13 protein-coding genes are annotated in these 16,781 nt (G+C 56.1%); 2 read left to right on the forward strand and 11 right to left on the reverse strand.

Annotated elements, in window-relative coordinates; genetic code table 11:
- Positions 1 to 116: 116 nt before the first annotated feature.
- The 11 genes from APH28_RS23200 to APH28_RS23250 are packed head-to-tail and all read right to left on the reverse strand — an operon-like array spanning position 117 to position 13,032.
- Positions 117 to 2,294, reverse strand: coding sequence for a DotA/TraY family protein (locus APH28_RS23200; protein ID WP_060512838.1), 2,178 nt, complete (start codon positions 2,292 to 2,294; stop codon positions 117 to 119).
- The gene (locus tag APH28_RS23205; protein ID WP_060512839.1) at positions 2,291 to 2,911 is read right to left on the reverse strand and encodes a hypothetical protein; all 621 of its coding nucleotides are present in this window, start codon (positions 2,909 to 2,911) and stop codon (positions 2,291 to 2,293) included. Before APH28_RS23205 ends, APH28_RS23200 begins: the two co-directional genes overlap by 4 nt.
- Positions 2,911 to 4,155, reverse strand: coding sequence for a conjugal transfer protein TraW (traW, locus tag APH28_RS23210; protein WP_054912961.1), 1,245 nt, complete (start codon positions 4,153 to 4,155; stop codon positions 2,911 to 2,913). The genes APH28_RS23205 and traW overlap by 1 nt, the downstream gene beginning before the upstream one ends.
- Positions 4,152 to 7,232 (reverse strand): conjugal transfer protein TraU, encoded by a 3,081-nt coding sequence (locus APH28_RS23215; protein WP_060512840.1) that lies wholly within the window; start codon positions 7,230 to 7,232, stop codon positions 4,152 to 4,154. Before APH28_RS23215 ends, traW begins: the two co-directional genes overlap by 4 nt.
- A gap of 9 nt (positions 7,233 to 7,241) precedes the next feature.
- Entirely contained in the window at positions 7,242 to 7,961 is a 720-nt protein-coding gene (locus APH28_RS23220) for a hypothetical protein (RefSeq protein ID WP_054912959.1), read from the reverse strand.
- Positions 7,962 to 8,006: 45 nt separating this feature from the next.
- On the reverse strand, positions 8,007 to 8,453 hold the full coding sequence (locus APH28_RS23225; RefSeq protein WP_060512841.1) for a DUF6750 family protein: 447 nt from the start codon (positions 8,451 to 8,453) through the stop codon (positions 8,007 to 8,009).
- A 19-nt stretch (positions 8,454 to 8,472) separates the two neighbouring features.
- Positions 8,473 to 9,006 carry a conjugal transfer protein TraQ gene (gene traQ, locus APH28_RS23230; protein WP_060512842.1) on the reverse strand — a complete coding sequence of 178 codons (534 nt, stop codon included), beginning with the start codon at positions 9,004 to 9,006 and terminating at the stop codon, positions 8,473 to 8,475.
- A 10-nt stretch (positions 9,007 to 9,016) separates the two neighbouring features.
- Positions 9,017 to 9,742 carry a hypothetical protein gene (locus tag APH28_RS23235; RefSeq protein ID WP_060512843.1) on the reverse strand — a complete coding sequence of 242 codons (726 nt, stop codon included), beginning with the start codon at positions 9,740 to 9,742 and terminating at the stop codon, positions 9,017 to 9,019.
- Between the two features lie 20 nt (positions 9,743 to 9,762).
- The gene (gene traO / locus APH28_RS23240) at positions 9,763 to 11,121 is read right to left on the reverse strand and encodes a conjugal transfer protein TraO (protein WP_060512844.1); all 1,359 of its coding nucleotides are present in this window, start codon (positions 11,119 to 11,121) and stop codon (positions 9,763 to 9,765) included.
- Between the two features lie 8 nt (positions 11,122 to 11,129).
- Positions 11,130 to 12,272, reverse strand: coding sequence for a DotH/IcmK family type IV secretion protein (locus APH28_RS23245; protein ID WP_060512845.1), 1,143 nt, complete (start codon positions 12,270 to 12,272; stop codon positions 11,130 to 11,132).
- Between the two features lie 10 nt (positions 12,273 to 12,282).
- Complete coding sequence (locus APH28_RS23250) at positions 12,283 to 13,032, reverse strand: DotI/IcmL family type IV secretion protein (protein WP_054912954.1); 750 nt, start codon at positions 13,030 to 13,032, stop codon at positions 12,283 to 12,285.
- 880 nt (positions 13,033 to 13,912) lie between these two features.
- On the opposite strand from APH28_RS23250, the gene APH28_RS23255 reads away from it, so the two are divergent.
- Positions 13,913 to 15,136 (forward strand): replication initiation protein, encoded by a 1,224-nt coding sequence (locus tag APH28_RS23255; RefSeq protein WP_060512846.1) that lies wholly within the window; start codon positions 13,913 to 13,915, stop codon positions 15,134 to 15,136.
- 468 nt (positions 15,137 to 15,604) lie between these two features.
- Positions 15,605 to 16,777, forward strand: coding sequence for a DNA-binding protein (locus APH28_RS23260; protein WP_060512847.1), 1,173 nt, complete (start codon positions 15,605 to 15,607; stop codon positions 16,775 to 16,777).
- The last annotated feature ends 4 nt before the right edge of the window (positions 16,778 to 16,781 follow it).

The following is a 16,781-nucleotide window of genomic DNA, read 5'->3' on the forward strand; positions in this document are numbered from 1 at the left end:
TCCCCTCAAAAGTCCGTATGAGATACACAATACGGAATTAGGTTAGGTTCATTCTACCATGACCCATTGACAGGTCAATGCTCAATTGATAAGGGGCCCGAAGGCCCCCGATTTGATCATCCCTTGATCCCATCGCCTCCCTTGTTGACCTTGTTATCGCCCCCTGCTCCGCCCTTGGGCATCAAGTGCTCGAGGCGGCTGCCGAAGATGTTCATTGCGTTGCGCATTCTTTCGTTGTCCTCACGGCCAACCGATGCTGCAGCGTGACCACCGACCCAGTTAATGACCTGGTCGGGAACGATCAAGATCAGGTTGAAGCAGCTGTGAACCAAGGTCAAACACATGCCGCAGTAGATAGCCAAGAAGAAGATGATCGAGAACAACCCAGTCACGGAATCGAACTGTGCGTTGGCCAGAGCGATCCCAAAGCCTTGATTGAGCAATGTCCCCCCTGCGATGAGCGCAGCCCCGCCTAGGAAGAACCCGACAACCATCAGCGCAGGACGGATCATCACGTTCAGCAGGAAAATATAGCCATGAGAGGTTTTGTGGCCCATGCCCTCCCCTTCGCTGCCCAAATGCGTGAAGGCCCACAGCGGTGCTGCAATGATCGCCTCGCCAACCACCACTAACCAGTTGACAGCTGCGCCGAACCAGATGATGAACGGGACCATGGGGAGATAGGTGGAGAGCGTACCGCCCAGGATAAACATCGCCAGAACGAGGCCGATGATGAAAGGCGATACCCCTTCAAGCACACCGCTCAAAGCATCTCCCACCGATGTAACCGCGTTTGCCACCTTGGCGAATACGCCGGCGACGCTCCACCCATCTTTCACCTTCTCGATGGCCTTGGCAGTCACGTAAGCGCCCATGGCGGTCTCGGCCGCAACCATTGTGTAGTCGCCCAGGTTCTTCATTTTGATCAGCGGATTGAGCTGGCCCAGGCCTTCGCCGCCAGCATTGACATCGATCAGGTAGTTCACGATCCGCTGACCAGGCGCAGCAAACATACTGCCGATAATGTTGCCGGCATCCGCACCCACAACCCCTTTGGAGTAGTCGCCACTGGTACTGGTGCCAGCGGTAGGCGTGTAGGACGTTGTCTCCTGCTGGGCCTTGTAGGCCGCGTAGGCTTCGTCGTACACGGATACGACTGAAGGGTCGCCACTGGTCGACATGCCGAACACGGTTGCTTTGGCTGCCATGGCGTCAGAAAGCTTGGTGTTGGCTTGAGCGAATGTCTGGTACCACGCACCGAGTACCCACCACCCTGATTTGCTGATGTTCGAGCTGAGCTCTTGAGCAAGCCGCTTGATATCGCCCTGTTTGGTTCCGGCCACCTTGTTGACCGAGTTTTCGTAGGTTTGTGCAGCGATCTGAATGGCGTATTCGCTATCGGGCAACGCGGTTTTCGAACCATTTGCACGCTGCACGGAGGCATTAACAAATGACTGAGCGGACTGGCTCAAGGAGGCCTGCATCGCCTTCAGGGCATCCAGGTGCGCCTTCCTGATGTCGGCGACATCGATGGTGCCACTGATGACGTTGGTGGAGGCTGGTTGTGCTGTGAGATCGCCGCTGATGTCCGCTCCCCCGCAGACAAAGCTGTTGTTCTTGAGGATGAAACCTTTGTTCGTCGCGGTCTGCTGGATGTAGCCACCTGGGATGACAAGTCCACCGCTTGCTTGGGCTTGAGCGATGCCGGCGTTGATGCCGTGCAAGCAGAGATTCGCCTCATAAACGCTGTGCGCCAGAGCGGCCGTAGACGGCATGACTGGCTGTACGACCATCGATTGGCCATCTTCAAAACTGGAGATCGCAGCATCGACGCCCAGGTTGGCCACACCAACACCCATTACTGATGCCGACCACAGCATCAACAGCTGCGAAAGCGACCACCCGTTGGCAGTTGGAACCAACGAGACGACACCCCACACAAGTCGCACCGGCCCCCACGAAGAGGATTGCTGACGGTCGAAGATAGAGCCATCGTGGGCAGTGCGCGTCAGCTTCCGGAACACGATATAGCAAGCCCACATCGCACCAACGACAAGTAAAGCGCTGTTGAATACCTGGAAGATGTTCGCGAGGATCGTGTCGCCACTTCCGCCGGCCGCGGCTAATGGGTTGTTCACGACCTGGCCATAGATGGATACAAGTGCCTCACGCGATTTATCGCCACTGCGTTTGGCCGCTTCCGAAATCTCGCCCAGTGTGGTGCTGTCTGCCCAAGCGAGGGTGCTGCAGAGCATGGTAGTAAGCGCTGCAAGCGCTTTGTGTTGAGTCCTCATGGCCGGCCTCCTTTCCCGTGACCGTATTCCGGATCAAGTAGCTGCCTGAACCAATTCCGGTTTTCCCGGAAAAAGTCCTTCAAGCCACCCTTCTCAGCTTTTGAAAGGCGCTCCGTTTTGAGCTGCCAGAGGCGAAGCTGCGCACTCAGCGCCATCGCAAAGAGCAGCGGCATTGCCGTTGCGATCGAGAGCAAGCCTTGGATTACACCCTTCGACGAGTCGAAATGAACCCCTAGCAGGATGCCGAGAGCCGCGAAGAGTCCAAGGACTAGAGCAGCCAATTGGCAGGCGCGCTTGCGTGATAGGAAGTAGCGATAGAGCTCGGGAATGGACATCGATCCAGGCTTGCGGCTGTTAATCGCCTCGCTGAACGACTGCTGTTCATCATCGGCCTTCTCGCGGCGGTCGCGAAGCGTTTCTTTGGCTTCAGCCGAAAGCTGCCGAATGATCCCTAAATGCTCCTTGGACCTGGCTACTTCGTTCTTTGCCAGCCGATACGTTTGACGCATGGCCCAGAACGGAAGCACCACGTGCAGGCCGATGGATAGCCCTCGACGTACCTTGGAGGGTTGCGGTTGGTCATCAGTCTTGGAAGGTTTCTGTTGCTCGTCACTCATCAGTTGGTACCCCCCATGCGTCCATTTACAGCACGGTATTTTTCGCCCAGTACAGGCTCGAATTCCTGCCGTGCGGAGCTGGCCAGGTTCAGGCCGTTGATGATGTTCCCGCGCGTCACATCATTGCGCAGCTCGAGGAGCAACCAGTTGGTCTGCGCTTGGACACGGATCTGCTCCCGCACCAGGTTATCGCCAGTCATGTTCTGCAGGTCGGCCTGGTACTCAGTGTTTGCGTAACGGCGCCCGACTTCGAAGTACTCAAATTCGCGAGCCGACATTGTCCCTGTGCGTTTAGCTTCTGCAGAAGCGATCTTCTGGTAATAGGATTCAGCTGATTTTGAGGAGCGCGCTTCTTTCAGCAGATCCTTCGTTGAGTCCAGAGGCTGGCTTGCGGCGATCATCTGGTCTTGAGGATCGGTCGCAGCAGAGATGATTGAGTTGTACTGGTTCATCAAGCCGATGTACTGGACGCCTGCGTCAGACTCGGCTTGCCCCTTCTTGAGCTGAGGAGCCACTGAACGTCTTGCGGAGTTTTGCGTATACATCCTGGCTGCGTCGGTTTGTGCCTGTGTAAATGTGAGGTCCTGGTCCTTTCCATCCTTGCCGGCACCGATCGTCAGCGAATCCAGACGCTTGTCGGCCCCGGGCATCGTTGTCGAAACGGCTGGGCAGGCAGTGGCGCCACCATATGCAGCGTAATCGTCAGTATCGCAGTAGTCCGCATGGATGCTCGCTGAGCGCATCGCATCGATCGAAGGGGGCTGTGCGGGGGCAGTCAGAGCCTGGTTGATTTTAGTGCTGGCAGCTTTGCCCCCTCCCCCTGTGCGGATGGAAGCTTTTACTGCAGCAACCCCCGCTCTAACCTCGTTGAAGCCGCCTGAGCCGGATTCGCTGCAGATAGAGTTAGGCACGTAGTAATTTTGGCGGGCATTTTCATACCGACGGCTGCGCTCCTGGTTGGCATCGAACTCCCGTTGCACCCGAGCTGCAGTCTCAATGGTGTTAGCTACTTTGCTTGCCCCTTGCGTGGTCGCGGTCCCCACTTGGTAAAGCAGCTGACTAACCGATAGGTTCATCGCGCTCACAGACGCTGTAGTAGCGGCGATTGCCCCAGTCAAAGTAACTGTTGAGGTACCGATCGCCCCAACGACACAGCCGTCGCAGAGCGCGTACGCAGGGGTAGAGCCAGCGGACCCGACCAGTAATGCTATGGCCAGAGGAGTAATGCGGAAAATGTTCTTCATACGTGTTCTCCTCGGTGGCTTCGGTCGGTGTAGTACTCGGTTACCAGATCCTCTGCCAATTGCTTCACGACGCTCAGCTTGGTGTTGGATTGGGACGAGTATTCGAGTGCCTCGATGTGAGTTTTGGCGGTGCCCAGCGGGAAGCGCTTGGCGAGGACCTGGCGAGCAGCCATAGGACCAATTCGCTTGTACAACTCCGTTCGCAGCGCCGTATCTTGCTGAGTGGTGGACATTGCCCAGAGCTCGAGGGGACCAGTTGTGTTGGTCAGAATCTGGGTGATCGTGCCTTGGTTCGTCTTAAACAGAGCGAGCATGTTGGCACCGTTGCGCCCTGGGCCCGTGCACTGCAGGTGCAGCTGCTGGATCGTTTCGTGAGATACCTTGAAGGTCTCCCGCAGCACGTTTTCGTCATCCACGTTGCCGCCGCGCAACACGTAGACCGATGTGGCCGCATTGAGCAAGGGGAGCGGGAAATCTCGCAGATACTGCGAAATCACCATGATCCGGATACCCCACTTCCGGCCTTCACGGCCGTCCTTCACCAGCGTTTGTACTGGGGTATCCATGCCTTCGGTGTTGTGCCATTCGTCATAGGCAATGGTCTTCTGCTGCGAAGCCACATCCTCGGCACGTTTCAGGTGGTAGTCGAGGTACAGCGGCGGAGCTACAAGACGGATGTCCTCCTCGCGGAGGAAGTAGTTCTTCGCCCCCAAGTGGCGGGCGAACATGTACATGCAGGAGGTTTTAATCGACCCCTCAGGTGTTTTCGATCCGATAACGTCGTTGAGATCCACCGAAATAACTCGCGTCGTCGAATCGACTTCAAATCGGGTGCGTCCGGAAAATACGGCGTAGGTCGTCGATGCCAAAGTGAAGCAACGGCTCATGTACTTCAGCAGCGGTTCGCCCGCGGCGGTTTTGATTTCACCGAAGGTCTGCCGCACGCCTTCGTTGTTCAGCATCGCCGTGAAGTCGGGTAGAACGGGGGTCGCTTGGCGGTGAGCTAAGGTCGATTCACGCACATAGCCAGCAGCGAACAGCATGTCAGTCACTTCGTACCAGGTTGCAGCGCTCCACCACTTCTCGTCATGCTCAGCGCTGATGCCTGACTCGGCTAGCACTTTGTCAACAGCGGGCACCACATCTGCCTCATACTGATTCGCACCTCGACCCGCTTTGTCGTCATACACGAGGGTCATGAGCATTTCGTTCACTGCAGCACAGTCGGAAGGCGTGCGGGCTTTGGCCCCACCTTGACCATCAGTGGCGACGCTGGCACAGAGCAAGTTCAAGAAGTCGACGCAGTATTCGCGTTCGCGGCGAGTGGGCTGACGCGCCCCCAGCTGGGGGTCAAATGGATTCGATGCGAAATCGCGGCTGTTCTGAAGTCTGAGATATGCAGCTTCAGATTTACGGTGATCTGGCAGCGAATCCTGGATCATCTGGATCAAACCTGAGGACGATGGACCAACATCCACAATCGTCAGCAAGGGGAGCTGGGTAGCACCTGGACGATGAAGAGTCGCATTGTGCATGCAGTTAGCTGCAACCGACTTACCCGAGCCCGGGATGCCTGAAACAAGCTCGATCCAGGTATCCTGAATCGAGCTGCCAAGACCAATGGGATAAATCTTCCCGTCTGGTGTTCGCGTGATCCACGAGCCATTGTCGGGCCACGGGGTTGCCGGCCGCTGCAGCGGCAACATGTTCATGGCTTCCTTGAGGGGGGGCAGAAGTCGGTTAGCGGTATTTTTGGTGGTAAAGCCGGGGATCGAGGAAGCTAGCGCGGCCATGGGATCGCCATGCGTTTTCTGAACTTGGCAGGTACCCCAGGACTGAATGGCTTTTTCCAGTCGAGAAAGTCGAGTCTCGAGGTCCGCCTTTGTGGTACTCCAGGAAGAAGCCATGACCTTCATAGACATCACGGCTTCATCCTTCGCAATGGTCTCCAGCCTTTTGAAGGAATCACGAATAGGCCTGTTGTCTGGAAGAACCCCGACGAAACCAACCATCAATCGGCGGGCGCGCATCATCGAAAGACCGCCTGGTGCGATATCGAATCGAATCCTCCACGGATCTTTCTTGCCAACAGCCGAAAAAAGTTTGGTGAAGTGCACAACGTCTTGTGGTCCAAGCTCCATCGCAAGCGAGCCGTGCCACAGGCTGTCCGTTTTGACGTAATTGCCTACGGGCTCCACATCGTTGCTGCAGATCTGATAGCTAAGGCGTGGCGGCACAAGTTCCGAGAAATCCTTTGCATCGGTAGCCCCGCGAAACATAAAACGATCACCCACGATCTGGGGCCGGAATTTCTGGGAAGTACCTTCGCGGTTCAACATGATCCTGATGCGCTTAGCCGCCTCGTGGGCGCTTAGGGGCTTCATCATGATGCCTTTCTTACCCTCGACCCCACACGAGATGAAGTCATCCATGAGTCGCTCAATCATCGTGTCATGCCGATATTTGAGAGCGGCAAGGGCAAATGCAGGGTTCTGCCCGTAAACCAGTCGCGGGAGCTTGTGTTTTGATGCCTTCTTGCTCAGCTCGCCGAGCTCGCGATCCTGCTCCTCATTACTCAACGAAGTCAGGTGCGTGTACACAACCAACAGGTTTTGTTCCCAAGCACAGTGCGGAGCGTTGCGCTTCACGCGGTCAAGGATGATGTCCTCGCTTTTCAAACCGATGCGCCGTGCAGTGTTCAGTAGCGGTTCGGCCAGGCGCATCAATTCATCGGTGGCCCGTTCCGGATCACGCTCGAAGCTGAACGTGAGGCTATGCCCTTTCTCGCGCATATAGCCAGTCATGCGGACACGCAAGGACTCCAGCATCTCTGAAAACTCGGCTTCAGAGAGCATCTGATAGGTACCTTGGAGGTCGAATACTGTCAGCAGCGAGTAATCGCTATTGACCAAGGTGTAGGGATCTTTGAGATCCGGGGATTTCTCGATATCGGCATCGGTCAACCCCACGGCAGTGGCCAGTTCGCAGTAACTGGTCATGTCTTTGTGAATGAAGTGTTTTGCGAGGTACTCCAAAGTACCTTCAAGTGCATCCACGCACTTATCGAGAAGTCCCATGCTGCCTCCTTAGCTCGGCGCGTTCATCACATCGTGATGAATCTGGGCCCACGTTGAGGTGGGGGCTGCACCATACGCATCCTGTGCCCAGCCCTTTACAACCTGGCTGAACTGAGCGGGATTGAAGATGACGCTCAACCCTTGGAAAACGAGGGAGTTAACATCGGCGTCGACCTTGCCCAGGCGTGTCATCGCCTCAGCGAAAATTTTGGGCGAGTGGGTGCCCCAGGCCTTTTCGGTGTATTCCCGATGGGAAGCCATCCAATTGAGGATTTTTCTGGCGTCCGCCTTTGTTTGTTCGTCCCCGGTTTCCAGGGCGATCATGGTGGCCCGCTGCAGATGATTCGTGTCCTGGGGAGACAAGCCCGGGAGGTACGCAATGAAGGCATCGCCGTCATCGATTTCTCCAAGGTGCTGCCACCCATGACACAGCGGATCTACAAGCCGGAGGTTTTCCGGCCGTAGATCCTGATGGTTGTGGTTGATGTTATGAACATGACCGGCACGAGCGTGTATACCGCAGAAATAGCACTGCCCCTGCGCCTGGCGGGTAATGGTCGCCCGCATTTCGGTCGTCAGTTGTGCCGGGTTCGGCTCAATAGCGTTTGGAGTGGCATCGCCCCACACGCGCGCTTTTGTGGCCATGGCCATCAACGGCAGAACTGGCTTCTCGAAGTTTTTCCCAAGCCCCGATACCGGTACTGTCTGATCCTGTTTCACGTCGCTCATGCAGTCTCCAAGGCAGCCATGTTTCAGGCTGCCAAGTGGTCGTAGTCAGTTCGGAACCTTGCCAAACTCGCTGCCGCTGATACCAACAGTCTCGCCGGCAGTGGTCATCATGAAACCAGTGCCACCAAGGGCAGCTCCTGAGAGGAATGGCCCCCAGATCTGCTTACCGGTGATGCGCGAGTTTTCATCGTTAGTTTTTTTCCAGGCGTTCAAACCGCCGAAGGACGCCAACGCGAAACCGATGGCCAGGAAAATTGGACCGAGGCTGTCTTTGATGGAGTCGCCCTGTTCACTGCCCTTCTCGGCCATGCCAGCGAGACCATCCGCGTACGCAGCCTTGGTCACGAACAGCGTTGACATGGTGAGGCCTGCGCCCATGAGCATGATCCCCCGCTGAACGGGATCGGCTTTGTATTCCTCGACCTTGGTCAACAGACGGATGTGACCACGGCGAACAGCATCGACAGCGAACTCGAAAGGTTTGAATTTCATGATGACGCTCCTAGTGTTGTTACCAATAGAGTTTGAAGGTGGCCTGAAAGGCCTCGATCACTTTGTCGACATGGGTCAACGCAGCACCGAAAATCATGTGGGTGAGGCCGCGCCAAACGGCGTCGTCCGCTCCCTGCGAACCCTCTCCTTCAATGACTGCTTTTTTCATAAGCAACAGGCCCTTGAAGAAGAAACAACCCCCTGCAAAAGCTGCCAGGGTCAGTACAGCGTTTACAGCTTCCTTGAACTTGCCGAAATTCTCGGCGCCGCTGTAGGAGATGGCACCGTAGGTTGTTGCACCGCTGCCGAAGCTGGTCCAAGTTGCGGTGATCATCCCGGGCATGTTGAACAGAGCAGCGCCAATCACTAGCACCGCAAACGTGCTCCCGAGGGTAATTGGACGATGGCCGGGCTCGATTGTGGCCAGCTGCATCCGACGCAGAACGCTACCGGCGTAAACCATCCCAGCGAGTGCGCTCAAGGACCAGAGCAACCCCCAAAGTGCGGCGACCAGACCGTTGGCCGCCGAGATGATCATGCTCGCCAGATCCATTTTCGGTTCCTCAGCGGATCACGCCACGCGAAGTGGTGACTCGGCGGGCCACTGGATCAATGCCAATGATCTTCACCCCATCTACGAGATCGCCTACCTGCACAACGAAGGTTTTTTCACCGTGCTCGATCCATGCCTGGTCTGCATAAACTGTGTTCAGGCGATAGCCAGCCACTGCCGAAGGTTGTGTTGCTTGTGGTTGGCGGCGCACTGCCTGTTGCCGCACCCCCTTTTTGCTCGCTGCAGGGGCGGCTTCAAGGAGAGAAACCTTGGCCTCCAATTCGTCGATGGTCTTTTGAAGGCCGACGACGATCCCGCCCAGGCTCCGGACTTGCTCATTAAGCGCATTCAACTGCTCGACAGTGATACCCGCCTGTTCCGGATCTGCAACGGGTGCTACTGGCTCTTGTGGTGCCAGCACATCCGATACCTGGCTTACAGGGGCCGCTTGTTGAACGGGAGTAGGCTGCTGCTGTGGAGCGCTGGTTTGCGCCTTTGGAAGCATTTTTGGAACAAGTACGAACACTGCCGCCAGCACTACCGCCAACACCAAAAAGTGCCAGGCCTCGATCCGATTGACGAAGTTGGCAATGCGTTTTTTGCGATCGCCCTGGATCGAGTTAACCGGAGGCGTTTTCTCAGGCTGTTGCGTCTGAGCTTTCGGCGTCTCAGCTTGTTTACCCGGCTTAACGCCGGCGTTGAAAATGTCCAACTCTTCCGCTGCTTGTGTAGTCATCTGAAGTCCCCTGCCCTAACTCAGTAGCGAGTTGGATCGATGATGGTTGGCTGGCCCATGTACTGCTGGCCGTATCCTGGCGAGACACCCTGGTACCCGCCGAACCCGTTTGAGTTGGTGGCACCTGCGGCATTCGGTGAGAGGCGGTACTGCTGCTGAGGCTGGCCACCTGGTTGCCCGAGCGTATTCAGCTCAGCTTTCTGATTCGCCATCAGCGCGTCTTTTTCCAGCTGGTCACTGGCCAGCACCGGCCCTACGAACTGAATACCGATCGTGGAGTTGATCGGACGGATTACTTGTTTCTGTGGCATGTTTGCGGCGTCATTGGCCAGCACCTGCCCGGCCTGTTGGCCAATACCGCCCGCAAAGGTGCCCGCGACTGCTTTCCCACTAGGCGTAGTGGGATACGTCTGGATTACTGCGCCCTCGCTGGTGATGATGTTCTCCGAGGCGGAGCGCTCGTAAAGCTGGCCCGTCTTGCCGATCGCCAGCGCCAGAGCCGGGAGAATGATTCGGCTGAAATAGCGGTTGTTTACTTCACCGGACAGAGCAGTACGCATGCTTTCAGGATCAACAGCTTTGGCTGTGATCTTGTAACTGCGCCCCTTCCATTCCATGTAGGTGAAGGTCATGTCGATGGTTTCATTCAGACGCTTGTAGCCCATCGCGAAGACCCGTGCGCCGGCAAGTCGGCCTCCGGGAACCTCAGCTGTAACCATCGAATTTTCATCAGTGTCGAGCTCGGTTTTAAGCAGTGCAGGCGTAATGAAAAATCCATCAACGACAACCTGGTCCTGAGCCTTGGCGGCGCGCGAATTCGAGGTTTGCGCAGCGCCTTGACTACCGGCCGTACCGCCTACTCCAGTCAGGGAAGCGGGTTTGATGGATTGCGAGTAAGCCTCCTCCTGAGTAGTGGTGCCGGTACCATGGGTTTTCAGCGTCCACCCGCTCATGAAGGCGCTGACCTGTTGCGCTACAAGCTTGTCCATTTCCTTGTTGCGCTCGACAGGCTGTTGTTGCTGCGGGGCGGCTTGGTAGTAATAGTTGACTTGGGGTTGTTGCTGCTGGCCCGCGCCTGTCTTGTTTGAGGCATCGGCTGGAGATGCTTGCGTAGTTGACATTACGGACATGTAAGATTGCCCGTTTGATTCCGCCTGTTTGGCGTTGTTGTGGTTGTATTTCTCCAAGACCTGGCGATAGGCCTCGCTTTCCTGAGTAGCCCCACCTTTCCCATCAGCGGTAATCACACCGAGGTTTGAGCTGGTTTGATGACGGCTGTTGAACCAGGTGTATCCGGCATAACCGAGGGCTGCGACAGCAATTGCTGCCGCGAGAATGGTTACCTTGGTCTGCCGTCCAATGTCCGCTTGAGTGCTCATGCGCTACCTCAGTAAATATCGAGTTGGAGGGTGACTTTCTGACCCATCTGCGAGAGGGTGATGAAGGGAGTCACGGGTAAGCGGTACACGCGAGTACCGTCGCCGGCAGCCAAGGTGTTATCGAATGCAGTTTGGAAATCCTGCCGGGTACGGACGTAAAGATTTCCGTCGTACTGCCAGATCTGGGTATGGGAGGGCACTGCACCTTGCGCTTTAACTTGCTTGGCGTCTTTTGGCGGAATCCCATCCAGGAACGCCTGCAGCAGGTCGTCATACAGCGCGATCTTCCCTGGCCCCATTACCGCGGCCTTGGCTAGTGGGCCTCGGCCGGGAACGCGAAGATCGAGCCTGGCGTCGTACACCCGAGCGCGATCTTTCTTGCCATCGGGCTCACCGCTGACGATCTTGACGATTACTGGCGTCGTGGCCCCTTCCAGGTACAGAGCCAGGCTGCCAGTCTCGTAAGGCGATGGGGTCGATACCACCAATGTATGGGTGCCCTTCAGCCACTCCGCGCTATAAAGATCGGGGTTTGAAACACGGGGCGTAGCGGCCAGCGGCCAGGGCGCTCCCGTTGAATCCAGAACAATGAGATTGGACAGTTCGCCTGGAACCACGCGTAGCACTGGCATTGATGCGCCAGGGCTCAGATCAACCGATACACTGGAAATGCGAGGTATACCTCTCACTGGCTGCCAAGCCTTGGCCTTTCGAGTGTTTTCCAACGCCTGACGCATTTGTTTGATTTGCTCAGGCGTGAAGGGCTGCGCGACTTCCATCGCTTCGTCGAAGTGGTCATTTTCAGGCGGGTTGAGGGGTGGCAGTGGAGCCGTGCCGTTTTGCTCTTGTGCACCACCAGCGGGTTGCCCAGCGACCGCGTAATTAGCCGGGCCGTAGTTGGTCTGCGGGAAGGCATTCTGCATCTGGGGATTTACACCAGGCTGTTGAGCACCAGGTGCCGCCGGAAATCCCGGCTGCCGAGCTGGACCTTCTACTCGAACCCATTGCCCGCCGTTTGGGGGTTGAATGGGCTGCTGTTGACCTTGCATCGGTTGGCCTTGGGGTTGCGCGCCATTGCCTTGTTGCTCTGCCTGAGCTGTGCCGATCGCGAGCGTCAGTACTGACGCGACGAAAACTGATTTCATCATCATGGGTTCCTCCTTACCTGGGCGTGGTGACAATGCCGTCCAGCCCTACGCCCACGATGGAATCCAGTGTGGGAATACGTGCGACAGGCACTTTGGCGATGAATCGCTTGGGTTGAAGGTCGGTGGTTTGGCCGACCAGCTTGATCTCGATCGGTACTTCGATATGGCGCACGAGAACACCGTCAACCATCTCGGTTTTCACAAGCACGCCGGTTTCCGTGGTAACCGTCATATTCATGCGCTTGGTTTTGACGAGGTCCAGGTAACCTGCAGACTGCAACTGCTCCAAGTACTGAGCGAACCCGCGTTTGGTCCAATCGCCACGCACGGCCTCAAGCTGTTGCCTGTAGTCGGTGAAATTGATCGTCATCGAACGGTTCAACGCTTCGCGGGCAAACTGAATTGCCTCGGCGTCGGTGATGTACGGCTCATTGAGAGGAACCAGCCTGACGATCCGTAGACCATCGGCTGCGAAGTACACGTAATGCGGGTGCATGACAAACCACCCAAACACGCAGTTCAGGCAGATCGAGATCCCCAGCCCCCAAGACAAAACCAGGTTTGACTTCACGATGCTGGACGTATGTTTAGCCAGCTGCTTACGGTCTTCGAGATCGCGTGCGATTGGATCGACGGCATCCTGGTTCTGATGCAGTTTTTCAGCGATGGCCATCAGCTCTTGTTCGTATGCTGCCCGACCGAGATCCTCCTTTGATCCAGGCTGGTCAAGATGCGGCGCTGCGGCGTCCTTGGTGTCGGTCATGTGTGCCCCTCCGTTTTCCGTATTCTAACCATGATGCGGAATCGGTCAACACAAAAAAACCTTTTGCCTGACCCGTGTTCACGGGGGCCGCATGGATTCTAGGTTTACGGCATACCTACAATACGAAATCGCCAGTAATGGCGATGTGATTTCATGGTGACTCGTACTTCACCGATATTTTCTGGTACGGCTCGTATTTCACCGATAAAAAGTGAGTTGCTCCGGTGTACATAACCCCCCAAAAACAGGGGCTTCAAAGGGTATTTCCAAGCACCTGGATGCCCTGCAGGTAACGTGGCCAGCGTTCGTACATCACCGATGTGGTTCGTATATCGCCGATGAGAGTTTTTTCTGTTTGGCATGCCTCGTATATCGCCGATTTTTTATTTCGTACATCACCGACACCGGGCTCGTATATCGCCGATACGGAGTTTCGTATTTCACCGATATACAAAGGGGCTACACACCGCGAAATGCAAGGATGGGTGCGGAAATGGGGTTAGAGGTAAAAGCCGTTAACCAGTCCTGCAACCGAGCCGATCTAAATTAAAAAATCGGTACCTGCATCAGCCTAGAACCCAGTAAATACGCGGGTTTCAGCGGGTTGACGGGGAAGAAATGAGGCTCTAGCCTTCGCCAAATCTTGCTCAACGAATGGCGCTTTTTAGGAAGGTTTTATCGAAAAGTCGAGCGACTAAAAGCGGAATCCGGCCACTGTTGCCGGGCAAAAAAAAAGAGCCCACACATCTGGTCCTGGCAGATCGATGACGTGAGGGCCCCTTTCAGGTAATTCGAGTATGGACACCTGCACTCTGCTGCGCAATACGCGGTACGGGTTAATTCGCCCTGAATTTATCAGCTTCTTCATTGAGGCCTGCAGGTGAACAATCTCATCACAGCTGCTTCGACAGCCCCTGCACACCCGGGGTATTTCCAACCGGTATCAGCGATGAGCCGGATCCTCGAAGAAGCTTCCTACCTCGCGCGCTGCAGCGACAACAAAACCGCGATGAGAGTACGGCCGCGGGAGTACGCGATCCGCTATCCCTACATGCAGGTGAATCGTCCTGGGCGTGTGTCATGGCTCGTTTTCGATCTTGACCATTCCAACGCCCTGATCTGGGAAGAGCATGGCCTGCCACCGCCGAACTTCATTGTGCGAAATCGAAATTCAGGCAACTCGCACCTTTACTATGCGATTGCTCCGGTGTGCACCACTGAACGCGCCCGTGAAAAGCCGATCCTGTACATGAAGGCTGTCTACGACAGCATGGCCGCGTTGCTCAAGGCAGATCCGGATTACCACAGTGGCCCAGTGGCCAAGACACCAGGCCACCCCTGGTGGATCACTACCGAGTTTCACAACCATGTCTATGACTTGGGCGAACTCGCCGATGATTTGGACCTGGCCAGGCCGATGCCCTTGTGGTCCAAAGGACCGGACATGGACGCAGTATCCCACTCAAGGCACTGCACCTTGTTCGAACGTGTGCGGTTTTACGCTTACAGCATCGTCAATGCTGAGCGAGCTGATGGTCACTTCGAGTCCTTCTACTCTCGGGTCCTGGCGCAATGTCACAACGATAACCGTTTCCGCACGAGAGAGCGTTACAACGACTTGCCCTTGTCATCAGTGCGCGCAACAGCGAAGTCGATCGCCCGGTGGACTTGGTCGCATTACCGCGGTGCCGGCGATTATCACCGTGGTGTGATGGAGCTTGATCGATCGCTGCCTTTAGAGGAGCGGCAGAGTCTCGCCGCTAAACGGACCCATGAAGTCAGGCAAAACCAAACCGCGCACAAAATCCGTCGTGCTTGCCGGCAGTTGGTCACTAACGGGAATCGGCTTACGTATGTATCCATCGCTTTGGCTGCCGGCGTGTCTCGCCAAACAGTGGCCAAGTACAAGGCGGTAATCGCTGAAGCGCAGTCGCCTTCTGTTGTTCCCCTGCGCCCTAAGCAGATAACCGCTTCTACCTCCTCCGAAGGAATCCCGACCATTCAAAATCGGGGGCCTGAGCCATCCGAAGCTGGTGTAAAGGATGCTGTATATCAGGTACCTGCCCCTACCGGGGCTGCTTTGCTTCCGCCTTTGCCTGATTAGTCAGTAGATGGTGCAGGCTAATGGGGAGTGATACGACACACTGAACCTCCAGCCTGCACTGAATAACCTGCATTGCACCTACCCTGGCTGACCTTAATTCATGATCCATCGCGTTGGTGTACTGCCAGGCTTGGTTAAGACCTCGCTTCTACGTCGATTCTGGTGCAGCTCACCCTTGCGAATTGCTCAGATTGCAGCATAGAGCGCTCTCTTTTTTTAGCGCTACTGGGGCGGCGTCGATCAGCACTTGGTTTCCGGCGCGGTCGCCGGGGCGATTCGATCAAAGGGAAGCCGTCACCTTATGGATGAGCGTAGCCAGTCCCCCTGCTCATGTTGCGTTCGCAACTTCTAGTTCGATCACCTTTCTTTATCCCTCCACCTTCAGCCAGCCCTGAGGCCCGTCCAAAGCATTCTTGGCAGGCTGGCGTCGGCTCCCATTGCCATCTCTGCAGGAGCCCGTGGATTCGATTGCATAATGATAATAAGAAGAATATTATTATTCTTATGATCATCCCTTTGGAGCTGAGAATGGAACATTCACCGGTCAATCCCGACGTTCGTGCGCGGATCATCAATGCGATTGAAGAGCTGTATGACCAGCTTGGCCGCGTCGATAAGTTTCCAACTGTTAGCGATGTCCGCGGGCGTGCGCGGGCTGACATGAACACCTGCTCAGCGGTGTTCAAAGAATGGAAGCGGCAGCAGACTGCCAAACCTGCCCCTGTCGCAGTGGCAGTACCTGACCAGGTAAAGCTCGCTCACTTGGAAGCGGTGGGTATCGTCTGGACCGCAGCGCAGGAACAAGCAAATTCCAGCCTCCGGGAAGCTGAAGCTAAATGGGAGCTGGAGCGTGGTGACAACGAGACCATGCGCCGCGAGCTTGCGGAGGCATATGAAGGTGCTGTGACCGATGCAGAGGAGGCACGTAGCGCGCACGCTGAGGTACAGCGGTCCAACGATTCGCTCACTCAACAGAATCAGCAGCTCACTCAACAGTTGGCTGAGGTACGCGAGGGCCTGGCCGAGCAGACAACAAAGGCTGTCGAGAACGAACGTCGGGCAAACGATCTGAAAGACGAGTTGAGGCTTGCGCACGATGAAACAGCTTCGGTGCGTCAGGAATTGTCGCAGGTTCGGATGAGTCACGTAGCCGAGCTCGACCTGCAGAAGGGCGTCGCGGCCGAGCAGATCGAGCGACTGAACGAGAGCCTGGTTACAACCAAAGCTCGCCTTGAATCTGCCACGGAACAAGCTGAATTGCGCCAAGCCGCTTTGGCCGATCTCCAGGTGAAGTTTGCTCAAACACAGGCCCAGGCTGAGGCATCGAATGCGGAGTTGGTTCGGGTACGTGCGGCCCTGGATGAAAGGCTTCAACAGAACGAGAGTCTACAGTCGCAGGTTGCTACTGTTGTTGCCCAGCATTCTGAGCTCCAGCGATCACATACCGCGCTGCAGGCTGATGCAGAGAAGTGGCGGCAGGTAGCTGACGAAAGCTCCCGCGAGTTGGCAAAAACTGCAGGCGGTCTCCAAGAGGTGCAACGTCAGAATAGCGAGCTCATGAGCCGGTTAGGTCCCGCCAACAGCCGGCAGAAAGGTCAGGGAATAAAGCCTACTACAGGCAAGCCTGCTGACCCCAAGTAGCATC

The organism is Pseudomonas sp. NBRC 111124, from assembly GCF_001320245.1.
GTDB lineage: Bacteria > Pseudomonadota > Gammaproteobacteria > Pseudomonadales > Pseudomonadaceae > Aquipseudomonas.

Coding starts and splice junctions, on each gene's coding strand:
- APH28_RS23200 (WP_060512838.1), bottom strand. CDS start 2,294: ATGAGGACTCAACACAAAGCGCTTGCAGCGCTTACTACCATGCTCTGC.
- APH28_RS23205 (WP_060512839.1), bottom strand. CDS start 2,911: ATGAGTGACGAGCAACAGAAACCTTCCAAGACTGATGACCAACCGCAA.
- traW (WP_054912961.1), bottom strand. CDS start 4,155: ATGAAGAACATTTTCCGCATTACTCCTCTGGCCATAGCATTACTGGTC.
- APH28_RS23215 (WP_060512840.1), bottom strand. CDS start 7,232: ATGGGACTTCTCGATAAGTGCGTGGATGCACTTGAAGGTACTTTGGAG.
- APH28_RS23220 (WP_054912959.1), bottom strand. CDS start 7,961: ATGAGCGACGTGAAACAGGATCAGACAGTACCGGTATCGGGGCTTGGG.
- APH28_RS23225 (WP_060512841.1), bottom strand. CDS start 8,453: ATGAAATTCAAACCTTTCGAGTTCGCTGTCGATGCTGTTCGCCGTGGT.
- traQ (WP_060512842.1), bottom strand. CDS start 9,006: ATGGATCTGGCGAGCATGATCATCTCGGCGGCCAACGGTCTGGTCGCC.
- APH28_RS23235 (WP_060512843.1), bottom strand. CDS start 9,742: ATGACTACACAAGCAGCGGAAGAGTTGGACATTTTCAACGCCGGCGTT.
- traO (WP_060512844.1), bottom strand. CDS start 11,121: ATGAGCACTCAAGCGGACATTGGACGGCAGACCAAGGTAACCATTCTC.
- APH28_RS23245 (WP_060512845.1), bottom strand. CDS start 12,272: ATGATGATGAAATCAGTTTTCGTCGCGTCAGTACTGACGCTCGCGATC.
- APH28_RS23250 (WP_054912954.1), bottom strand. CDS start 13,032: ATGACCGACACCAAGGACGCCGCAGCGCCGCATCTTGACCAGCCTGGA.